21 protein-coding genes are annotated in these 20,601 nt (G+C 31.8%); 1 reads left to right on the top strand and 20 read right to left on the bottom strand.

The annotated features are described in order from the left end of the window. Positions 1-31 precede the first annotated feature (31 nt). The 8 genes from DWX74_RS04145 to DWX74_RS04180 form a co-directional block, all read right to left on the bottom strand. Entirely contained in the window at positions 32-388 is a 357-nt protein-coding gene (locus DWX74_RS04145) for a YhbY family RNA-binding protein (RefSeq protein ID WP_006440838.1), read from the bottom strand. Positions 389-436: 48 nt separating this feature from the next. After that, positions 437-1,720 carry a GTPase ObgE gene (gene obgE, locus DWX74_RS04150; protein ID WP_118548843.1) on the bottom strand — a complete coding sequence of 428 codons (1,284 nt, stop codon included), beginning with the start codon at positions 1,718-1,720 and terminating at the stop codon, positions 437-439. A gap of 147 nt (positions 1,721-1,867) precedes the next feature. Then, positions 1,868-2,158, bottom strand: coding sequence for a 50S ribosomal protein L27 (gene rpmA / locus DWX74_RS04155; protein ID WP_040410667.1), 291 nt, complete (start codon positions 2,156-2,158; stop codon positions 1,868-1,870). A gap of 14 nt (positions 2,159-2,172) precedes the next feature. Further along, positions 2,173-2,490, bottom strand: coding sequence for a ribosomal-processing cysteine protease Prp (locus DWX74_RS04160; protein ID WP_006440835.1), 318 nt, complete (start codon positions 2,488-2,490; stop codon positions 2,173-2,175). A gap of 5 nt (positions 2,491-2,495) precedes the next feature. Next, positions 2,496-2,807: a 50S ribosomal protein L21 gene (gene rplU, locus DWX74_RS04165; protein ID WP_006440834.1), complete on the bottom strand. Its 312-nt coding sequence runs from the start codon at positions 2,805-2,807 to the stop codon at positions 2,496-2,498. 151 nt (positions 2,808-2,958) lie between these two features. Next, positions 2,959-4,368, bottom strand: coding sequence for an Rne/Rng family ribonuclease (locus DWX74_RS04170; protein ID WP_118548844.1), 1,410 nt, complete (start codon positions 4,366-4,368; stop codon positions 2,959-2,961). A 9-nt stretch (positions 4,369-4,377) separates the two neighbouring features. Beyond that, positions 4,378-5,073: a TIGR03936 family radical SAM-associated protein gene (locus DWX74_RS04175; RefSeq protein WP_118548845.1), complete on the bottom strand. Its 696-nt coding sequence runs from the start codon at positions 5,071-5,073 to the stop codon at positions 4,378-4,380. Further along, complete coding sequence (locus tag DWX74_RS04180; protein ID WP_118548846.1) at positions 5,073-6,917, bottom strand: TIGR03960 family B12-binding radical SAM protein; 1,845 nt, start codon at positions 6,915-6,917, stop codon at positions 5,073-5,075. Before DWX74_RS04180 ends, DWX74_RS04175 begins: the two co-directional genes overlap by 1 nt. A gap of 464 nt (positions 6,918-7,381) precedes the next feature. Here DWX74_RS04180 and DWX74_RS04185 point away from each other — a divergent pair, with 464 nt between their 5' ends. Next, complete coding sequence (locus tag DWX74_RS04185; RefSeq protein WP_118548847.1) at positions 7,382-8,584, top strand: FprA family A-type flavoprotein; 1,203 nt, start codon at positions 7,382-7,384, stop codon at positions 8,582-8,584. 47 nt (positions 8,585-8,631) lie between these two features. Here DWX74_RS04185 and rodA read toward each other — a convergent pair whose 3' ends face one another. From rodA to rsxA, 12 genes are all read right to left on the bottom strand, one after another. Beyond that, the gene (gene rodA / locus DWX74_RS04190) at positions 8,632-9,759 is read right to left on the bottom strand and encodes a rod shape-determining protein RodA (RefSeq protein ID WP_118548848.1); all 1,128 of its coding nucleotides are present in this window, start codon (positions 9,757-9,759) and stop codon (positions 8,632-8,634) included. Between the two features lie 53 nt (positions 9,760-9,812). Then, complete coding sequence (minE, locus tag DWX74_RS04195) at positions 9,813-10,094, bottom strand: cell division topological specificity factor MinE (protein WP_006440827.1); 282 nt, start codon at positions 10,092-10,094, stop codon at positions 9,813-9,815. Between the two features lie 21 nt (positions 10,095-10,115). Then, on the bottom strand, positions 10,116-10,907 hold the full coding sequence (gene minD / locus DWX74_RS04200; protein WP_118548849.1) for a septum site-determining protein MinD: 792 nt from the start codon (positions 10,905-10,907) through the stop codon (positions 10,116-10,118). 20 nt (positions 10,908-10,927) lie between these two features. Then, positions 10,928-11,749, bottom strand: coding sequence for a septum site-determining protein MinC (locus tag DWX74_RS04205; RefSeq protein ID WP_118548850.1), 822 nt, complete (start codon positions 11,747-11,749; stop codon positions 10,928-10,930). A 40-nt stretch (positions 11,750-11,789) separates the two neighbouring features. Then, complete coding sequence (locus DWX74_RS04210) at positions 11,790-14,810, bottom strand: penicillin-binding transpeptidase domain-containing protein (RefSeq protein ID WP_118548851.1); 3,021 nt, start codon at positions 14,808-14,810, stop codon at positions 11,790-11,792. Positions 14,811-14,821: 11 nt separating this feature from the next. Continuing rightward, the gene (gene mreD, locus DWX74_RS04215) at positions 14,822-15,310 is read right to left on the bottom strand and encodes a rod shape-determining protein MreD (protein ID WP_243411989.1); all 489 of its coding nucleotides are present in this window, start codon (positions 15,308-15,310) and stop codon (positions 14,822-14,824) included. A gap of 12 nt (positions 15,311-15,322) precedes the next feature. Then, entirely contained in the window at positions 15,323-16,204 is an 882-nt protein-coding gene (mreC, locus tag DWX74_RS04220; RefSeq protein ID WP_118548852.1) for a rod shape-determining protein MreC, read from the bottom strand. 14 nt (positions 16,205-16,218) lie between these two features. Then, on the bottom strand, positions 16,219-17,274 hold the full coding sequence (locus DWX74_RS04225) for a rod shape-determining protein (protein ID WP_118548853.1): 1,056 nt from the start codon (positions 17,272-17,274) through the stop codon (positions 16,219-16,221). Between the two features lie 54 nt (positions 17,275-17,328). Then, positions 17,329-18,006: a RadC family protein gene (radC, locus tag DWX74_RS04230; protein ID WP_118548854.1), complete on the bottom strand. Its 678-nt coding sequence runs from the start codon at positions 18,004-18,006 to the stop codon at positions 17,329-17,331. A 43-nt stretch (positions 18,007-18,049) separates the two neighbouring features. Next, positions 18,050-18,649: a Maf family protein gene (locus tag DWX74_RS04235; protein ID WP_118548855.1), complete on the bottom strand. Its 600-nt coding sequence runs from the start codon at positions 18,647-18,649 to the stop codon at positions 18,050-18,052. Between the two features lie 377 nt (positions 18,650-19,026). After that, positions 19,027-19,998, bottom strand: coding sequence for an RnfABCDGE type electron transport complex subunit B (locus DWX74_RS04240; protein ID WP_118548856.1), 972 nt, complete (start codon positions 19,996-19,998; stop codon positions 19,027-19,029). Between the two features lie 20 nt (positions 19,999-20,018). After that, a complete protein-coding gene (rsxA, locus tag DWX74_RS04245; RefSeq protein WP_006440817.1) occupies positions 20,019-20,594 on the bottom strand; it encodes an electron transport complex subunit RsxA in 576 nt (191 codons plus the stop codon). Between the last annotated feature and the right edge of the window lie 7 nt (positions 20,595-20,601).

A 20,601-nucleotide genomic window follows, 5' to 3' on the forward strand; every position in this document is an offset into this window, starting at 1 on the left:
AGCTGTTGCAATTTTTGCAACAGCCATTTTTTTATTGTACTGATCTTTTTGTTACTCTTTTTTTACCGTTATCTTTTTTAGCTTTTGCTGGAGCCTGTCCTGGGAATAGTATTTTAGGCTGTTCATTATTTTTTCTGTATATAGTGAATTTAAATCCTATAGCCTGAACAAATTCAGCTCTTAATTCTTCACATATTGCATTTGCTGTTTCTTTAGCATCTAATCCAGCATTTTCTAATATAGTTATTTTAACTAGTTCTCTTGCTCTTAACTGGTTGTCTAATTCATCTAAGAATGCTCCAGTTACACCTTCTTTACCTATCTGAGCTGTAGGTTTTAAAGTATTTGCAAGTGATCTAAGATAAGCTCTCTGTTTACCTTTTAGCATGTCTTTTCTCCTCTATTTTTATAATTTAATCTTTTTAAAATTTATATCTTAGTTATAGAATTCGAATTCTAATTCGTAAATTCTTACTAAATCTCCGTCATCTATACCCATTTCTCTTAATCTGTCGAATACTCCCTGGCTTTCCATAGCATTCTGGAAGTACTGAAGTGATTCCATATCGTCGAAGTTTACAGAGTACATTATTCTTCTAAGTGCTTTACCAGTTACTTCAAATACTCCATCTTCTCCAAGTTCTATGTGTAGACCTTCTTCTTCGTTATTTGCATCAAGTTCTGGTCTATATATTTCATTTTCTGATACTAATTCTATTTCTTCTGCTTCAGCAAGTAACTGAGTTACATATTTTATAACGTCATCTACACCATCTCTAGTTGCAGCTGACATTTTGAATACTTTGTATCCTCTTGATTCTATCTCTGCTTTGAAGTTTTCATATATAGAATCATCGAAAAGTATATCTGCTTTGTTAGCTACCACTACCTGAGGTCTTGTAGCTAATCTTTCATTGTATAGTTTTAATTCTTCATTGATTTTTTCAAAATCATCTATTGGATCTCTACCTTCTAATCCAGATATATCTACTATATGTATTAATACTTTTGTTCTTTCTACATGTCTTAGGAATTCATGTCCAAGTCCTATCCCTTCAGATGCACCCTCTATTATACCTGGTATATCTGCAAGTACAAAACTTTCACCAAATCCTGTCTGAACAACACCTAGGTTTGGAGTTAGTGTTGTAAAGTGATAGTTAGCTATCTTGGGTTTAGCTTTTGTTACTACTGATAAAAATGTTGATTTACCAACATTTGGGAATCCTAGTAGACCAACGTCTGCTATCATTTTTAATTCTAGTATTACCCATCTTTCTTCACCATCAGTACCTGATTTCGCAAATGCAGGTGCCTGTCTTACAGCATTGGCAAAGTTCATATTACCTTTACCACCGTATCCACCTTTAGCTATTACTGCTCTATCACCTTCGTGCTTTAAGTCAGCAATTATAAGTCCTGTAGCTTCATCTCTTACTATTGTTCCCTGAGGAACTTTTAATACAAGGTCTTCACCATTTTTACCAGCTCTTCTTTTTTTAGAACCGTCTCCACCATTTTCTCCATTGTATTTTTTCTTATATTTAAAATCCATTAGTGTTCTAAGTCCAGTATCAACTTCAAATATTATACTAGCACCTCTACCACCATCTCCACCGTCTGGTCCTCCAGCTGGAACATATTTTTCTCTTCTAAAAGATACTGCCCCATTTCCACCATTTCCGGCTTTAACAAATATTCTGGCTTTATCTATAAACATATCTTTTCACCTTCTTTTCTTTTGATATTTATATTTATTCCGTTCACTCTAATTTATATTAATTTATATAATCCGTACAATTTTATTTGAATATTATAAAAGGAGTGTTTTATACACTCCTTTTCATTCTTAGCTGTAGTCCTGTAATTATTCAGCTATTGAAACTGGGTATACAGAAACTTTTTTTCTTTTTTTGTCTTTTCTTTCGAATTTAACAGTTCCGTCTATTAATGCGAATAAAGTGTCATCTCCACCTTTACCAACATTGTTTCCTGGATGTATTTTAGTTCCTCTCTGTCTAACTAATATACTTCCTGAAGTAACTAACTGTCCATCGAATCTTTTAACACCTAATCTTTTAGAAACAGAATCTCTACCATTCTTTGAAGACCCTACCCCTTTTTTAGATGCTAATAACTGTAAGTTCATCTTTAACATTTGGAAGTCACCCCCTATTTTTTAAGAATTTTTATATTTTTTGGGTATTCCCGTTTGATTTCTTGAATCGCTAGTTGAAAGTGCTGTAATAGAAGTTGAGCTTTTTCTATACAATCATCTTTGACTATACAAGAAATATTTCCTTCTTCTGCCTCAACGCTTTCGAACTCGACCTTCTGTAAGACATCTAGAGAATTAATTGTCGCTATTGCATGAGTTGTAACAGCTGCACAAACTATATCTCTTCCGTACTCCGCGTATTCAGCATGTCCTTTTACAGAAAATCCTTTTAATTGGAAATCGTCATTGTAAAAATATTTAACTTTAATCATGATAATTAAGCGTTTATTTTTTCAACTACTATTTTAGTGTATGGCTGACGATGTCCCTGTTTTCTTCTGTAGTCTTTTTTAGCTTTGTATTTGAATACAACAACTTTTTTAGCTTTTCCCTGTTCTAAAACTTTAGCCTGAACAGATGCTCCTTCAACTACTGGGCTTCCTAATACTAATTCACCGTCTTTTGAGCAAGCTAATACATCGTTTAAAGTAACTACGTCACCAGCATTAGCTTCTAATTTTTCAACGAATAGTACGTCACCTTCTGAAACTTTATACTGTTTTCCACCAGTTTTTACTATAGCGTACATAAATACACCTCCTCGGTCACAAACTCGCCATTAAAGGTACCCATTGGGTTTTCAACCTTTTCTGAGCGGCATTACAGTTATTTATTATACGTTATGTAAAGCCAAGTGTCAACTTATTTTTGCATATTTTTTGTATAAATTTTATATTTTTTTATTTCACAATTTCTACTGCAAAATCTTTCACATCAGTACTTTCTGCGATCTCTATTTCAACTCTATATTTTAGGCCTATCTTTTTAATTATATTCATATAATTGTTTATTATATTAGGTTTTATACTAGGATTAAAAATCAATCTAACTTTTTTGTAGACTGTATTTCTACTTATATTCATAACTTTTTTCTCTATTAAATCAAGAATAGAATTTAAAGATAAATCTCCATATTTGGCTCCACATCTCTTGCAGTCTTTTAAGAAATAATCTTCTAAAGGTTCTTTTTCCCTTCTTCTAGAAATTTCTACAAGCCCTAAAGATGTCATACCTTTTACTTCATTTTTTCTTTTATCTTTTTTAAATTCTTCTTTCATTATATTGAGTAATTTTTTCTTTGAACTGCTTACAATCTGATCATCTATAAAATCTACAATAATTATTCCAGCTATATCTCTTACAATTATTTGGTTTACTATTTCTCTCGCAGCCTCTTCATTGATTTTCATAGCTGTATTAGCAAGCTTTGCTCCACCAGTAAATTTTCCACTATTTACATCTATTACCGTAAGAGCCTCTGTTTTTTCAATTATTAAGTATCCACCGCTCTTTAACCAAACTTTTTTCGATAAGTATCTGTTTAACTGAGATTCTACACCGTAGACATTAAATACATCAACATCCTTGTCTAACTTTAATACTTCAATATATTTTCTGTCTATTTCCTTTAATATCTCTCTAAGATCGTTGTATTTGTTTTCATCATTTGTAATTATGGTTTCTATTTCATCTGATATATTATCTCTTACGTATTTTATAGCTGTGTCAGATGCAGTGTATAAAAGTTTAGAACCTTTTCCTCTTTTAAACTCTTTTTCTACATTTGCATATAGTGATTTTAATTCTTTTATATCATTTTTAAAATCTTCCATGCTACATCCTTGTGCTTCTGTCCTGATTATATATCCAGTTTCATTTTTACAATTTGTGTAGAATAATCTCTTTAATCTCAGCCTTTCTTTTTCATCGACAATTTTATTTGACATAGTAACTCTAGTATTACTTGGAATGTACACTAAATATCTACCCGAAAAACTTATTTCTTGAGATATTTTAGCGCCTTTTGTTCCAATTTCATCTTTTATTACCTGTACTAAAACATCATCTCCTGTTTTTAGACTACTTTCATTATCTAATTTAAGATATGCATTTTTTTCTTTTCCTATATCGACAAAGCAAGCATTCATACCAGGAAGCACCTTTTGTACTATCCCTCTATAAATATTGGATACTATACTCTTTTCAATTGTGTTATCTATGTATATTTCTTCTAGCTTTCCTTCATTTAGAATAGCTGTCTTTTGAGAAGATTCTAGTGATTCTATTATTATTTTCTTCAATAATATCACCTTCTCATCTTATAGAGGAGTTACTAACTCACCATCTTCAACATAGTATAAATCTCTTCTTAATATATCCACATCTAATGGATCTAGCTCTATTCCAAATAGAGAAAGTATCTGTGGTATAAATAAGTTTGTATTTAAGTTCTGTATTGAACCTGTTGCTATTACAGCATTTAAAGTTAGAGAATCATCTTCTAAATCTAATACATCAAAAGTTTTTATAAGTGGTCTTATATCAACTTCTACTAATCTACCTTTTTTATTCTTTTTAGTTATTATTATTTCTTCTTTTCCCATATAATCTAATACTTTAGATTTTACAAATTCCTTAGAAAGTTTTCTTTCTAAAGGTATAGTAAATAGATATTCTCCCCATTCTATAACTGATGATAGAGCTGGAACAGTTTTATCTATTTCTTTGCATTTTACAAATTCTAACCCTACAGGTAATTCTGGAGCTATTTTTTCTAAAAATTCTTTTTCTGTTAATTCATCTTCTACTTCTATATCTACATATTCTCCCTGGCTTTCTGTTCCAAGAGCTAATGCATTACCGTAACTCATTTTAGGATGAGGATTGAATCCCTGTGAGTAACATAGCTGTATTTCAGCTCTTCTAAAAGCTCTCTGAAGTGTTCTCTGTAAATCTAGATGAGATATGTATATCATATCCCCTTCTTTTTTGAATTTTACTCTCATTATTTTCATTAGCAAAGTCCCCTTCCTATATCGTGTACATTTATTCCACAACCGTTACATCCTTTTCTACAGTCTGGTGTTATTTCTCCTTTTAATGCTTTTTCAGCTTCTCTTATTAAGAATTTTTTGCTTACTCCTACATCTATATGATCCCAAGGGAATACTTCATCTAATTCTCTAGTTCTGTGAGCGTAGAATGATATGTCTAGTCCACATTCTTCCATAGCTTGTTTCCATATTTCTAAATCGAAGTGTTCATCCCAACCATCAAATTTAGCACCTAATTCATGTGCTCTTAGAAGTACTTTACCTAATCTTCTATCTCCTCTTGCAAATACAGCTTCCATTAAACTTGTATCTGAATCATGGTAGTTGTAAGTTATGTTTCTATTTTTAAGTTTTCTAACTAAGTGTCTCTGTTTTTCTATTACACTAGATTTCATATCCTGTGGATTCCACTGGAATGGTGTGAATGGCTTAGGTACAAATGTAGATGTACTAACTGTTACATTGAATTTTCCTTTGAATTTTCCATTGTGAACATCTTTGTATATATCTACAACTTCATAAGCTAAGTCAGATATTCCATCTAAATCATCGTAATTTTCTGTTGGAAGACCTATCATAAAGTATAGTTTTATGTTGTTCCATCCCATTTCAAATGCCTGTCTTGAAGCTCTAGTTAAGTCTTCTTCTGTTATACCTTTGTTTATAACGTCTCTTAATCTCTGAGATCCTGCTTCTGGTGCAAATGTTAGACCACTTTTTCTAACTTTCTGTATTTTGTTAGCTATTTCCATAGAGAAGTTGTCTAATCTTAAAGATGGTAGTGATATACCAACATTTTTGCTTGCGTATTCTTCAACTAAGTAGTCTGTTAATTCAGCTAACTGGCTGTAGTCACTTGTACTTAGAGATACTAGTGATATTTCATCGTATCCAGTTGTTTTTATAAGTTTTTCTAGTATTTCTTTTAATCTAGCAAAGTTCTTTTCTCTTATAGGTCTGTATATCATACCAGCCTGACAGAAACGACATCCTCTTGTACATCCTCTGAATATTTCAAGTACTATTCTGTCGTGTACTGTATCTATATAAGGAACTATGAATCTTTCTGGATATTCAACCTTATTCATATCTCTTATTATTCTTTTTCTTGGATGTGGGTTTGCACATTCTCTATTTGGAGTTACGCTTTTTACTGTCTGGTCTTCATTGTATTCTACATCGTAGAATGAAGGTACATATACACCTTCTATTTTAGCTATTCTTTCTAAGAATTTTTCTCTAGGTTCACCACTTTTTTTCCAAGCTTTGTATTCGTTTATTACTTCTATATTCATCTCTTCACCTTCACCAAGAAGTGCTGCGTCGATGAAGTCAGTCATAGGTTCACTGTTGTAAGCGCAAGAACCTCCAACAAGTACAAATGGATCTCCTTCTTTTCTATCTTCTTTTAAAAGAGGTATCCCTGCTAAATCTAACATATTAAGTATATTTGTATAGCAAAGTTCGTACTGTAGAGTAAACGCAACTATGTCAAAGTGTCTTATAGATTCTCTTGACTCTAATCCAAATAGTGGTATGTTATTTTCTCTCATTTTTTCTTCCATATCCACCTGTGGAGCGTATACTCTTTCACAGAATACTCCTTCTTCTTTGTTGATTACATCATATAGTATATGACTTCCAAGATGACTCATTCCAACTTCATAAAGGTCTGGGAAACAATGTGCATATCTTACAAGCTCTGGATTGCTTGTATCTTTGTGTACAGCATTTATTTCGTTTCCAAGATATCTAGCTGGCTTTTCAACTTTTTTCAAAATTCTTTTTAAATCTACTTTTTCCATAAATTCTATATATCCTCCGCATTTTATTCTATTTTATCTATTATTTCTATATAATATTCATAATTGAAAATACTTTATAGTATCCCTACTTTAACACTCTTTATTATATTATACAATTATAAAATAGTATTTTCCATTATAAAATTGTTAAGCTTAATCTTTTCTTTTTTTATTATATTACTCAAAACTTTATTTATTTTAAACTTTTAGCCTATACTCAAATTTTTCTTTGCATAAAGCTTTTTTTATGTTACAAAAATAACTAATTGGGGTATATTTTTTTATATAAATATACTATTTTTTTATTTTCATAAAAAAATCTTTTGATGAAATTTTCTGATATAAAATTTCAAATTGACGAATTCGAAGATATGTTATAATGTATATATAAATAATTTATTTTGATTCTTTAAAAGCTTTTGCTTTTGTTAAATAAATATAAAATAGAGGAGGTAATTTTCAAAATGGCAAATACTTTTGAAATAAAAAAAGATCTTTATTATACAGGGGTAACTGATAAAGATCTTCAGGTTTTCGATATAATAATGGAAACTGAATTTGGTACAACTTACAATTCTTACCTTATAAAGGATGAAAAAACTGTTCTTTTCGATACAGCTAAGAAAGAATTCCAGGATGAATTTTTATCTAATTTAAAAGAAGTAACTGATATAGCTGATATAGACTATGTAGTAGTTCATCATACAGAACCAGACCACGCAGGGAGTCTTAAAGCTCTACTTGACTTAAACCCTAACATAGAAGTTTACTGTACTAGACCAGCTAAACTTTACTTAGATAGCCAGATAAATAGAGAATTCAAATGCCACGTTGTAGCTGATGGAGAAACTCTTAATATAGGTAAAAGAACTCTTACTTTCATACACGCACCATTCCTTCATTGGGTAGATACAATGTTCACTTATGATGAATATGATAAAGTTCTATTTACTTGTGATGCTTTTGGTGCTCATTACGCTTGTGTTCATCTAGATGACATAGTACATGCTGACTACCATAAAGCTAATAAAGTTTACTACGATTGTATAGTAAAACCATTTGCTAAACACGTTTTAACTGCTTTAGATAAAGTTAAATCATTAAACTTAGATTTCGATACAATATTAACTTCTCATGGTCCAATATTAGATAGAAATCTCGGTCATGCTATAGCAATGTACACTAAATGGTCTAAAGATGCTGTTGCAGCAACTAAAAAAGATAAAGTTAGTATATTCTACTTATCAGCTTACGGAAATACTTTAGCCATGTCTAAAGAAATAGCTAAAGGTCTTGAATCAGAAGGTATGGAAGTTGAATTATTTGACTTAGAAACTACTCCTCTTGACAAAGTTCATGACGAGTTAATATCTTCTAAAGGTGTTATGCTTGGTTCTCCAACAATAAACAAAACTATGGTTAAACCTATGTGGGACTTCTTCTCAATAGTTGACCCAGTTGCAAATGCTGGTAAATTTGCTGCGGTATTTGGTTCTTACGGATGGAGTGGTGAAGGTTTAGCTATAGCTCATGCAAATGCTAAGGCTGTAGGATTTAAAACTCCTTTAGATCCACTTAAAAAGAAATTCTTCCCATCAGAAGAAACATTTGAAGATTGCTTCGAATTCGGTGCAAACTTTGCTAAGAATATAAGAATATTTGAATAAATAAAAAAGATGTCTTGAAAAAATCAAGACATCTTTTTTATTTATTTTTAACCAAAGTTAATTTTCTTTCTTCTCATATATACATTCATAACAAGTCCAAGGTTTGCCATAGATGTCAGCATAGAACTTCCTCCATAACTGACAAATGGAAGTGTTACCCCTGTTACTGGTATAACTGCAACTGTCATACCTATATTCTGGATAATCTGATAACCAAACATTCCTAGAACACCAATTACAATTAACGTTCCATAGAAGTCCCTCGCTTGTTGTGCTGCATATATTAGCCTAAATATAAAGGCTATATATAAACCTATTAAAAATACCATCCCTATGACACCAAGTTCTTCACCAACAACAGCGAATATAAAGTCAGAGTCCTGTACAGGTAAGAAATCTTCCTGGTTCTGACTTCCCTGATAAAGTCCTTTACCAGTTACACCACCTGAGCCTATAGCTATAAGCGACTGCATTACCTGATAGTTACCTTTTAAAGTTATATCCTCAGGATGTAAGAATGCTTCTATTCTCTGTTTCTGATGGTCTGCCATAAGCATATACATAATAGGCATTAAAGCGACTACTATAATAATCGCTCTTTTTATAATTTTACCGTCTAATCCAGCAGTGAATACCATTGCTGCAATTATACACATGAAAACTAATGCTGTACCAAGGTCTGGCTGAGCAAGTAATAGACCTAAGAATGGTAAAGCGTATATAATTAACGGCATTATATCCTTTATGGTTCTAAGTCTATCTCTTTTAGATTCAACTATTTTTGCATAACTCAATATAAACGTTAATTTTACTATTTCCGAAGTCTGAAGGTCTAAAGGACCAAGGTTTAACCATGATCTAGCTCCTCCTCTTTCAGCTCCTATTCCTGGTATAAGGACTACTGCAAGAAGTATAAGACTTATAAGATATAACTCTTTATAGTGTTTACCTATAAGAGTATAGTCAAATAGTAATATTATACCTATCACCATTGCACCAAGTCCAAAAGCTGCACACTGCTTTCCTAACTGGAATAATGCCTTAGTTGAATTTGTATTTAGATGAGTTGCACTACTAAGTATAACTAATCCAAATCCAAATATAGTCAGAACTATAGCAATTAATTTCCAGTCTAACTGTTTAATTAACTTTAAACTCGATTTGTAATTTACCAAAAAATCACCGTCCTTTTAATTTAAGCTTATGACTTAAACTAAGACCTGATTATTTATTTTCTCCCCTTTAATGCTTTTAAAGGTATATTTGCTACAAGTGCAGATACTGGCTTATCAGTGTCTTCACCTCTACATTTAGACATTTTTATTTCAAGTCCGTCTTTGTCTATTTCAGCATATTTAGATATAACCTCTATTATATCCCGCTGTATTAATTCTATAAGCTCTGGAGAACAGTCTACTCTATCATGAACTAATACAAGCTTTAATCTTTCTTTAGCTATATTTTTGCTTGATTTTTTATCATTTGAGAAACTTTTAAATATATCGAACATTTATTACTCCCCCCTACTTACCTATTTCGAAAAAACTCTTTTTAATTTCTGAAGGAAGGTTTCTTCTACTCTTAAATCTAATAGAGGTACTTCTTCTCCCATTATTCTTGCAGCTATATTTTTATAAGCCTGACCTGCTTTTGATTTTGGATCCATTATAGCCGCTTCACCTTTATTTGTAGAAACTATTACAGCTTCATCATCAGGAATTATACCTAATAATTCTATCCGTAGTATTTCAACTATATCTTCCTTACCCATCATATCTCCACGCTCTACCATGTCATATCTAACTCTATTTATAGCTAGTTTTACATCTGTTATTTCATTTGCTTCAAGTAATCCAATTATTCTATCAGCATCTCTAACAGCAGATACTTCTGGGTTTGTTATTACTATAGCTCTATCTGCCCCTGCAATTGCGTTTTTGAATCCTCTTTCAATACCCGCTGGACAATCTATCAGTACATAATCAAAGCTTTCTCTAAGCTGATCACATAGTTCTTTCATCTGTTCTGGAGATACTGCATTTTTATCTCTAGTCTGTGCTGCTGGAATTAAGTATAGATTTTCAAATCTTTTATCTTTTATTAAAGCCTGTTTTAATTTACAAACACCTTCTACAACGTCTACTATGTCGTAAACTATTCTGTTTTCAAGTCCCATTACAACATCTAGATTTCTAAGACCGATATCTGCATCTAAAACCACTGTTTTTTTACCCCTAAGACTTAGTGCAGTCCCTACATTTGCAACTGTTGTTGTTTTTCCAACTCCACCCTTACCTGAAGTTATAACTATTACTTCTCCCATTTTATTCACCTCTACATATTTTATTTGCCTATTTGTGTTTCAATTATTATCTGGTTTTCTGAAATAAAAGCTATTTCAGATTCCACACCATCAGTATTTTCATCAACTAACTCAGATGAATCAGTATCTTCTGGTGCTTCAGCAATTATATCTGCTATCTGAAGTATCGTTGGTCTAAGATTCTTTGCGGCTATATATGAGTTTTTATCTCCATCTGCACCCGCATGAACAAATCCAAAAAGATTTCCAAATACAACAACATTTCCTACTGCCACCGCTTTTGCTCCAACACACATATCACCCATGATAAGTACATCTTTTCCAGAAACTACCTTTGAACCAGAGTTCATATCAGACATAACAACTATATTTCCATCAGATTCTATAAAATCCCCCGATCTCATTCTAGAAATATATCTTGTCGAATAATCCTTATCTGATTCTTCTTCTGAAACAACTATTTCTTTTTCAGAACATTTATCCTCGCTAGAATCTTCATCTTCTAATACTTTTATTTCACATTCAATATTATTAATTTCGTCTACTTTATTAATTTCGTCTTTTATAGTGGTTTTTCCTTCTATTTTTTTATCTTCAGGTTTATAAAAATCTATATTAAACTTAGAAGTTATAAGTTTTTTCAATTTTTCCTTATAATCATCACCTAAAAACTCAGACTCAATCTTGTAAATTCTAGCTCCATTAAAAAATGATTTAGATGATTCGATTTTTGATACTATCACATCTGCGATAGTATCAAAATCTCTTTCATCATTTAAATCAATTATTATCCCTTCTTTACTTCCCTTAAACTCTATTTTTTCATATTCGGAATTCTTCAAAACAATCCATCCTCCAAAATATGCATTCTTAATCTGGAAATTAATTTATTGGTTTTACACCATAGTTTACCTGTTTTTCAGATTCTTCCTGCTGTTTTTTCTCTTGATACCGCTGTTCTTGTTCTTTCGTCATATTTTTCTTTTGTTCTTCTGTTAGCTGACCGTTATCGCTTAAAAGACCAAAATACTGTCCAAGAACTTCTCTCACTGGGAACATAGAATAAATACTACTATCTCCCTGAGGTATAACGCATACAACAGCTATTTCTGGATCATCTGCTGGAGCAAATGCAACACTCCATGTAAATGTTCCGTAATCATCTTTAAATCTGTCTATCTGTTCATCAGTTAAATCTGGTTTTAATTCTTTCATAGCTTTTCTTAAATATTGTGCGTTAATTTTATCAGTATCTTCAAGTTTTACTTCTATTTTTCCAGCAAGTTGTTTTTCTATATCTTCTCTTTCTTCATCTGTAAGAGATTTATCTTTTAGCTTGGCCTGTAATTCTTTTTTCTTAGCTTCAGATAATTCTTTTTCTTTTTTAGCTTTTAACTGATTTGCTAATTTTTCAGCCTGTTTAATATCGACACCGTAAGAAGATGCATGAGATTTTAAATACTGATACTCATTTGCTGTAGGAATCTTACCTGTCATTTCCGCTGATCCAGTTTTAGCTGCAACTGGTATTGGGAAACTTGACATTACCTTAGCCCCTGTACCTTTTGTAGCAACTAATTTCATACCCTTAGTTAATTCTTTTAGCAACTCAGGGTTTTTAAAATCTATTTTTTCTTTATTATTATTTTCATCTATAGTTACTGAGCTATAGTCACTAGATACTATTTTATCAACAACAGAAATATCTACTAGGTAACCTCCATTTGCTATTGCTGCAACATATCTAGCTACCTGTGCAGGAGTATATGCATTTTCCCCCTGTCCTATACTAAGGTTGAATGTATCCCCTGTTCCCCATTTTGCTGAGTTGAAATAACTATATACGATTAAATCTGCTATTTCCTCTACTTTGTCTTCTTTTACTTTTATCTCTTTTAATCTCTTCATAGCTTCTACTCTGCCTGGAGTTTCATTTTCTGCTGCCCAACTAACTATTTCATCAATTCTCTTTTCATATTCTTCTCTGTTTTTAGCTCTAGTTATGTCTGTAAAATCATTAGCCATTTTTTTATCTATATCTGATCTTAACATACTCTGAACTGATTTTAATTTATCTTCAGTATTAGGTACTTTACCTTCACTTTCACCAATTTCATCATCAAGTCCAACTTTTTTATCAAAACCAAATAATTTGGCATATTTTAATATTTTTTCAGCTCCCATATCTATACCTAAATCTTTATTAAGCATCCAGTTTTTACCAGTACCTAATGTAAAGAAGTAAATATTACAAGATTCTTGTATTGCTTTATATAGGTTTGTCCGTCCATGATTTCCACGACCGTGGTTCCAAACGTAGTCCCCAAATGTCTTAGCTCCAAATTTTATAACCCCTGGGTCATTTATTGTGTAGTTTGGCTCTAATCCACTTTCTAGTGCTGCCATACCTGTTACCATTTTAAATGCAGAACCTGGCTGGAATGCACCATGTGTTGCTAAGTTTATAAGTGCATTTGGAGCTAGTGTATCATTCTGATTTTCTGGCTGTAGTGCCTTATAATCTTCTTCACTAATTCCATTTGCAAATTTATTAGGATCAAAATCTGGATAACTTGCCATAGCTAATGTATCACCTGTTTTTACATCGATAGCTATTATTGCTCCAGATTTAGCTTTTGGAACAGCTGAAGCACTTACATCTCCAAGCTTACTCTTAAGTGTAGCTCCTGACTGTGCTTTTGTAACAACTTGTTTAAGTGCATCCTGAGCAACCTTCTGAAGTTCTAAATCAAAGCTTAGATATACAGTATCTCCAGATACTGGTTCCTTAGAATCTATTTCGCCACTTATACGTCCAAATGCATCGACCTGGACCTGTTTGTATCCATCTTCACCATTTAATTGTTCTTCATAATATTTTTCTATACCTGATAAACCTACCATATCATCCTTGTTATATCCTTTTTCTAGATATTCATCAACCTTTACTGAAGGTATTTTACCTAGATATCCAAGAACATGAGATGCTAATTCCTTATTAGGATAGTATCTTACCGGCTGTGAATCAACCGTTACACCTGGTAGATTTATAGAGTTTTCTTCTATTTGAGCTATTGTATTTTCTTTTATATTCTTAGCTACTGTAACTGGGCTATACTGAGAATATCCCTGTGATTTTATCAAATCTTTTACAAGCATAATCTTTCTAGCATCGGCATCGCTAAGATTTTTATCTATACCTAGCTTTTCACTATTTCTAAGCTTTAAAAAAGCTTCTCTAGCCGTATCTGTTTTTTCTATATCATAAGACTCTAACCAGTCATACTTATCTCTTTGCGCTGTAAATAGCCATTTACTAACAAGTATAGGTGGATAATATCCTTTTTCATTTAATTTAGCCTGTAAATCTACAGGATCTAAATCTCTATCTTTAGAATCTAGAGTTCCACTTGCAATTAAGTCATCTACTATCTTATAGAATGTTTGCTTTGCGTTGTATTTTAAAGGAATATTATTTTCTTTTTTATAGTCATTTACCTCTTTATCATATGTGTAGAAATATTTCCCATTTTCTACATATATAGGAAATTCATCTACATACTCTTCTCCATTTTTTTCTAGAAGATTTATAAGGTTCAATGCTATTTTATTAGAACTATCCCTAGAATCTTTGTCCTTATCCTGTTTGTTTAAACTATCACCTGATATTTTAACTGCAAATTGGTTTTTATTTCCTGCAAGAAGTCTTCCATATCTATCTCTTATTTCACCTCTTGGTGCTTCTATAGTAAGATTTTTATATGTTTTACTCTGTGCAAGCTCTGTATAATGCTGATACTTTACAGTAGTAAGATATAGTATTTTAGCTAATATTACGGCAAAGACAACTAGTACTATTTTCTTTATCGTATCTAGCCTAGGTATATTTTTCTTTTCTTCCATAAAATCACCAACTATTCTTTCATAAGTTTCATAATAGATCTTCCAAATAACTTATAGATTATAAATCCTACAAGCACATTTAAAAGAGGTAGTATTATAAATCCTTTTAGAATCATTATCAATATTCCATCTGTCTGATATGCAATTAGCGATATGATTATCATTAATAACGATTGAAAAACTGTCGCAGCTGCTATTAATGCCATTCTCATACTAGTACTTTCTGCATAGAAATTTTTTCTATAATGAGCTATAACAGCGCATACAGTAGCATATACAAGCGCATTAAATCCTAAAATTCCTCCAACAGTCATATCAACTATAAAACCTAATAATAATCCTATTACACCAGCTTCTTCCTCATCCATATGAAGAGATGCCATAACTAAAAATGGTAAAAGCACGCTAAATGTAACACCAAATATATCGATATAATTTATAATACTATTTTCAAGAATTATAAGAAGAACTCCTGTAATAAAAAGTATTATTCTCTTCATAACACAATCTCCTTATCCTATATTTCTAGGTTTTATAATCATTACATCATTTACATCTTTAAAGTTAACATATGGTTTTATAACAACAGATTTTAAAGATTTATTCTTATCATCTATAACTTTTTCTACTTCTCCTATAGGAATATCCTCTGGATATAGACCCATTCCAGATGTAACAATTATATCACCCTGTACAACTTCATAATCTGAGTCAAACATATATCCATTTAAATATCCGTTGGCTTCATATGCCTTTTCTTTTCCAGCTGATGTACTAGTACTTATAACACCTTTAGCTGCTGTATTGTTTACTATCTTAAAACTAACTGCAGACTTACTATCTAACATAGAAATAGCCTTACAACTGTTTCCAGAAACTTCATAAACTATACCTACTAAACCTTTTCCATTTATTACTATACTATTTTTTTCTACACCATCATTTTTACCTACATTAAGTACAAATGATTCATACCAGTTCCCATCATTTTTTTCTATAACAGAACCTGATACTATGCTCTTCATTCTGTCTGTACTCACATAGTTTAAGCTCTTTTTTAAATCCTCAAGAGATTCTAGTTTAGCTGATTTAGAGTTTAAATCTATAACCTTAGCCTTTAACTCTTCGTTTTCTTTTTCTAGCTCTCTCATTTTATTACTATTTTTCTTGAAATTCATTAAATCAGATGCTCCCTGTTTAACAAACTCCATTGCTGAATCTATAGGAGATGCAGTAGCTGCTGCCCCATCAGATACAATTCCTACAGAGAACGGTGATGTTCCTGAGTGTTTTATCACCGATATACTCACAATTCCAATTAAAGTGATAGCAACCACTACAGTTGCTACCACTTTAGAATTTATTTTTTTCTTTTTAAATTTGTCAAATTTCAACTAAATCACCAACTTTATTTTCCAGCGTTCATCATTAAAACTTTTTCAAATATAACTTCATCTTCTACAGTTTTTCCTGTTCCTAGAGCAACACAATCAAGAGGTGATTCTGCTATTTCTACCTTCATTCCTGTTTCTGAAGCTATAAGTTTATCAAATCCTCTAAGTAGCGCTCCACCACCAGTAAGCATTATTCCATTTTCCATTATATCTGATGCTAATTCTGGTGGAGTTTTTTCAAGTGTTGATTTAATTCCATCTACTATAGCATTTACTGGTTCTTTTAATGCTTCTCTAACTTCTGTAGATGATATTGTTATAGTTTTTGGTAGTCCTGATATAAGGTCTCTACCTCTTATTTCCATTTCTTTTTCCTGATCATCTTTAAATGTTGATCCTATATTTATTTTTATGTTTTCTGCAGTTCTTTCACCTATCATAAGGTTGTATTCTTTTTTAACGTAAGCTATTATAGCGTCGTCAAATTCGTCCCCACCTATTCTTATAGATTTAGCGGCAACTATTCCACCTAATGATATAACAGCGATTTCAGAAGTACCACCGCCGATATCTACTACCATGTTTCCTTCTGGTTCTTCAACTTTAAGTCCAGCACCTATTGCCGCAGCCATAGGTTCTTCTATTAAGAATGCATCACTAGCTCCAGCCTGTCTAGCTGCATCTTCTATAGCTCTTCTTTCAACTTCTGTAACACCAAATGGTACACATATTGCTATTCTTGGGCTCGCTACACTTTTATTATCAGATGCTTTTTCTATAAAGTATCTGATCATAGACTGAGTGACATCAAAGTCAGCTATAACCCCATCTTTCATAGGTCTTATAGCTACTATGTTACCTGGTGTTCTACCTATCATTCTTTTAGCTTCTTCACCTACAGCTAAAACTTCTCTACTGTCATCTCTTACAGCTACAACAGATGGTTCTCTTAATACTATTCCCTGCCCTTTTATGTAAACAAGTGTATTAGCAGTACCTAAATCTATCCCCATATCTTTTGTCATTTTCTGGAATCCACCAAAGAATCCTCTTTTTTCTTTCTTTGCCATTTTACTTCTCCTTCCAATCCTTTAAAGTATAACTATTGTTAGTAACTTTCTTAATTACATTTTTCTGCTTTCTTTAAAACTATAATATATTCCATCGCCAATTATTATATGGTCGATGACCTCTATTCCTATTATTTTTCCACATTCAATTAGCCTATCTGTTATATGCATATCTTCATTTGAAGGTTCTACATTTCCAGATGGATGATTGTGAATAAGAATAATCTTATTTGCGCTTTTTTTAATAGCTTGCTTAAAGACCTCTCTTGGATGTACTAATGAAGAATTCAAAGTACCATGAGATACATCTATATCTGTTATAATCTCATTTTTAGTATTCAAAAGTACAGTCTTGAATATCTCTTCCTTTAAATACCTCATAGATTCCATATAATATTTGTATATGTCCCAAGGATTTTTAACTTGGTATCTAACAACCTCAGATTCAGCCACTCTAACACCTAATTCCAAAGCTGCTTTAATCAAAGTTGCCTTTGATATACCAATTCCTTCAATTTCACATAGTTCTTCTATTGAAGCACTTTTCAGAAATCTAATCCCCTCATGGTCTACTTTTAATAGCTCGTCAGCAAGTTCCGTTACTGTTTTATTCTTACTTCCAGTTCTCAACAAAACTGCTATTAGTTCTACATTAGAAAGACTTTCTACACCGTCTTTAAGCATCTTTTCTCTAGGAAATTCATCCTTTACGCTATATTTTATATTTTCCATATATCCTCTTCAACATTTCAAAGCTCATCATTTCTAATTCAAATTAAGCAAATCTACCTTCGTTTAATTTAAATATATCTATATTGAAATCATTTTTCAATATTTCAGCCGCAGAAGATATCGGAAATCCGACTATATTGAAATAATCACCTTTTATATATTCAACTAAAAGACCACCTAATCCCTGTATTCCATAGGCTCCAGCCTTATCCATACATTCTCCAGTCTTTATATATGAATATATTTCTTCATCAGATAGATTTTTAAACTTTACTTTACTTACACAATAATCACATATTTCTTTCTTCAAATCTAAGCATAATATACTTACACCTGTTATAACATCGTGTTCTTTTCCAGACATCTGTTTTAGCATATTAAACGCTTCATCTTCGTCTTTAGGTTTTCCAAGTACATTATTATCTAAAACAACTACAGTGTCAGCGCCTATTACTATACTGTCTAAATTTTTGCTAGCAATATCATAAGCTTTTTCATAAGAAAGTCTTTTAACTAAATCTTTTGGACTTTCATTTTCTATAGTTGTTTCCTCTATCTCACTTTTAATTATATCAAATTTTAGATTCATATTCTCTAGAATTTCTTTTCTTCTCGGTGATCCCGATGCTAGTACAATTTTCACTATATCACCTCTTTATTGCACTGTTTGCGTACTTATCTAGTCTATCATTATATCATAAAAATTTCAATATATATGTCCTTCCTTTTTAGTTACACTATTGTTTTTACTTATATATAGGATATTATACTATGCTAATTTGAATTTTAATTGCATATATAAAATTTATTAATTTCCTCATTAGGATAACATTTAAACCTAAATTAATCCTAAAATTTTATCAGCAAAATGGCAAAGAGAGAATAAAGATTTTATTAAGTTTTCAATGAGCATCTTTAAATACTATTTGTAAAAAATTTTTGTATAACAAAGATAAAAAAAGAGATGTAGAATTTTCTCTACATCTCTATTATTTACAATAATATCAAATTTTATTTTGATTATACTAATTTGATTGCTTTTTTAGGACATTTCTGCATACATAAATGACATCCTACACATTTATCCTGATCTATTTCGTGAGCTACTTTAAGTTCACCAGATATAGCATCAAATTTACACTGTTTAGCACATATTGTACAACCAACACATAAATCTTTATCTATTGTTACTTTCTGTCTTTTAGCTAAATCTCCTGCTATTACTTTTGTAGGACATTTTTCAACACATACCATACATCCTACACATTTTTCAGGATCTATCTTAGCTACGTTGTTTTCAACGTGAACTGCATCAAATTTACAGTTCTTTTCACATATACCGCAACCTATACATCCAGCAGAGCAGTTATCTTTAACTACTTTACCTTTCTGAGTATTGTTACAGTTTACTATTATTTCCTGAGAAGCTGGTTTTTCAACTATTAATCCTTTTGGACAAACTTCTCTACATTTACCACAGTTAACACATTTTTCTTCGTCAACTACAGCTACACCATCTACTACGTGTATAGCATCAAATGCACAAACAGAAACACAAGTTCCTAATCCTAAACAACCCTGTGCACATGCTTTAGCACCGCCATTAAGAACAGATGCTGCTCTACATTCCTGAACACCATCGTATTCAAATTTATCTTTTGCCTTTTCGCAAGTACCTTTACATATTACATGAGCTACTTTTCTTTCGCCAGCTTCAGCTTCTACACCCATTATTTCTCCAACTTTGGCTGCAACTGCTGCTCCACCAACTGGACATGCATTTATAGCTGCTTCACCTTTTACTATCGCTGCTGCACATCCTCCACAACCTGGGTATCCACATCCACCACAGTTTGCTCCTGGAAGTACACCAAGTATTTCTTCTTCTCTTGGGTCAACTTCAACAGCGAATTTTTTTGATGCGAAATCAAGAATTAAACCGAATATTAACCCTAACGCACCTAATAATATTACCGCTTTTAATATTTCCACTATTCTTCGCCTCCCCGTTTTTATAACTTAATAAGTCCTGTGAATCCTAAGAAAGCGATTGACATTAAACCTGCTGATATTAGTGTTATAGGGAAACCTTTGAAAGCTTCCGGAATATCTGACAATTCTAATCTTTCTCTTATACCTGCAAATATTACTATTGCAAGAGTGAACCCTATACCAGCACCACAACCATTTATGATTGTTTCTATTAGGTTGTATCCTTTATCTATATTAACTATTGCTATACCAAGAACGGCACAGTTAGTAGTTATAAGAGGTAGGAATACCCCAAGAGCCTGATATAAAGATGGACTCATTTTTTTGATTACCATTTCAACGAACTGAACTATAGATGCTATAACAAGTATAAATGCTATAGTCTGAAGATATTCAGTTCCAGTTTTTACTAATAACATCTGTATGAAATAAGTTATAACTGATGCAAGTGTTAAAACGAATGTAACTGCAACACCCATACCTACAGCAGTGTCAACTTTCTTTGAAACCCCAAGGAACGGACATATACCAAGGAACTGAGATGTTATAACGTTATTTACAAGAACTATACTTAAAAATAATAGTACTAAATTCATTCACCTA

It is taken from the genome of Peptoclostridium sp. AF21-18 (assembly GCF_003478825.1).
Classification (GTDB): Bacteria; Bacillota; Clostridia; order Peptostreptococcales; family Peptostreptococcaceae; genus Peptacetobacter.

Excerpts from the sequence above, each read along its gene's own strand:
- rpmA (WP_040410667.1), bottom strand. The coding sequence starts at position 2,158 with ATGTTAAAGATGAACTTACAGTTATTAGCATCTAAAAAAGGGGTAGGG.
- mreD (WP_243411989.1), bottom strand. The coding sequence starts at position 15,310 with ATGAAGAGAATAATACTTTTTATTACAGGAGTTCTTCTTATAATTCTT.
- minD (WP_118548849.1), bottom strand. The coding sequence starts at position 10,907 with ATGGGAGAAGTAATAGTTATAACTTCAGGTAAGGGTGGAGTTGGAAAA.
- DWX74_RS04210 (WP_118548851.1), bottom strand. The coding sequence starts at position 14,810 with ATGGAAGAAAAGAAAAATATACCTAGGCTAGATACGATAAAGAAAATA.
- radC (WP_118548854.1), bottom strand. The coding sequence starts at position 18,006 with ATGGAAAATATAAAATATAGCGTAAAGGATGAATTTCCTAGAGAAAAG.
- DWX74_RS04225 (WP_118548853.1), bottom strand. The coding sequence starts at position 17,274 with ATGGCAAAGAAAGAAAAAAGAGGATTCTTTGGTGGATTCCAGAAAATG.
- minE (WP_006440827.1), bottom strand. The coding sequence starts at position 10,094 with ATGTTCGATATATTTAAAAGTTTCTCAAATGATAAAAAATCAAGCAAA.
- DWX74_RS04160 (WP_006440835.1), bottom strand. The coding sequence starts at position 2,490 with ATGATTAAAGTTAAATATTTTTACAATGACGATTTCCAATTAAAAGGA.
- rplU (WP_006440834.1), bottom strand. The coding sequence starts at position 2,807 with ATGTACGCTATAGTAAAAACTGGTGGAAAACAGTATAAAGTTTCAGAA.
- DWX74_RS04180 (WP_118548846.1), bottom strand. The coding sequence starts at position 6,917 with ATGGAAAAAGTAGATTTAAAAAGAATTTTGAAAAAAGTTGAAAAGCCA.
- DWX74_RS04185 (WP_118548847.1), top strand. The coding sequence starts at position 7,382 with ATGGCAAATACTTTTGAAATAAAAAAAGATCTTTATTATACAGGGGTA.
- DWX74_RS04145 (WP_006440838.1), bottom strand. The coding sequence starts at position 388 with ATGCTAAAAGGTAAACAGAGAGCTTATCTTAGATCACTTGCAAATACT.
- rsxA (WP_006440817.1), bottom strand. The coding sequence starts at position 20,594 with ATGAATTTAGTACTATTATTTTTAAGTATAGTTCTTGTAAATAACGTT.
- DWX74_RS04175 (WP_118548845.1), bottom strand. The coding sequence starts at position 5,073 with ATGAAAATAATGAGAGTAAAATTCAAAAAAGAAGGGGATATGATATAC.
- obgE (WP_118548843.1), bottom strand. The coding sequence starts at position 1,720 with ATGTTTATAGATAAAGCCAGAATATTTGTTAAAGCCGGAAATGGTGGA.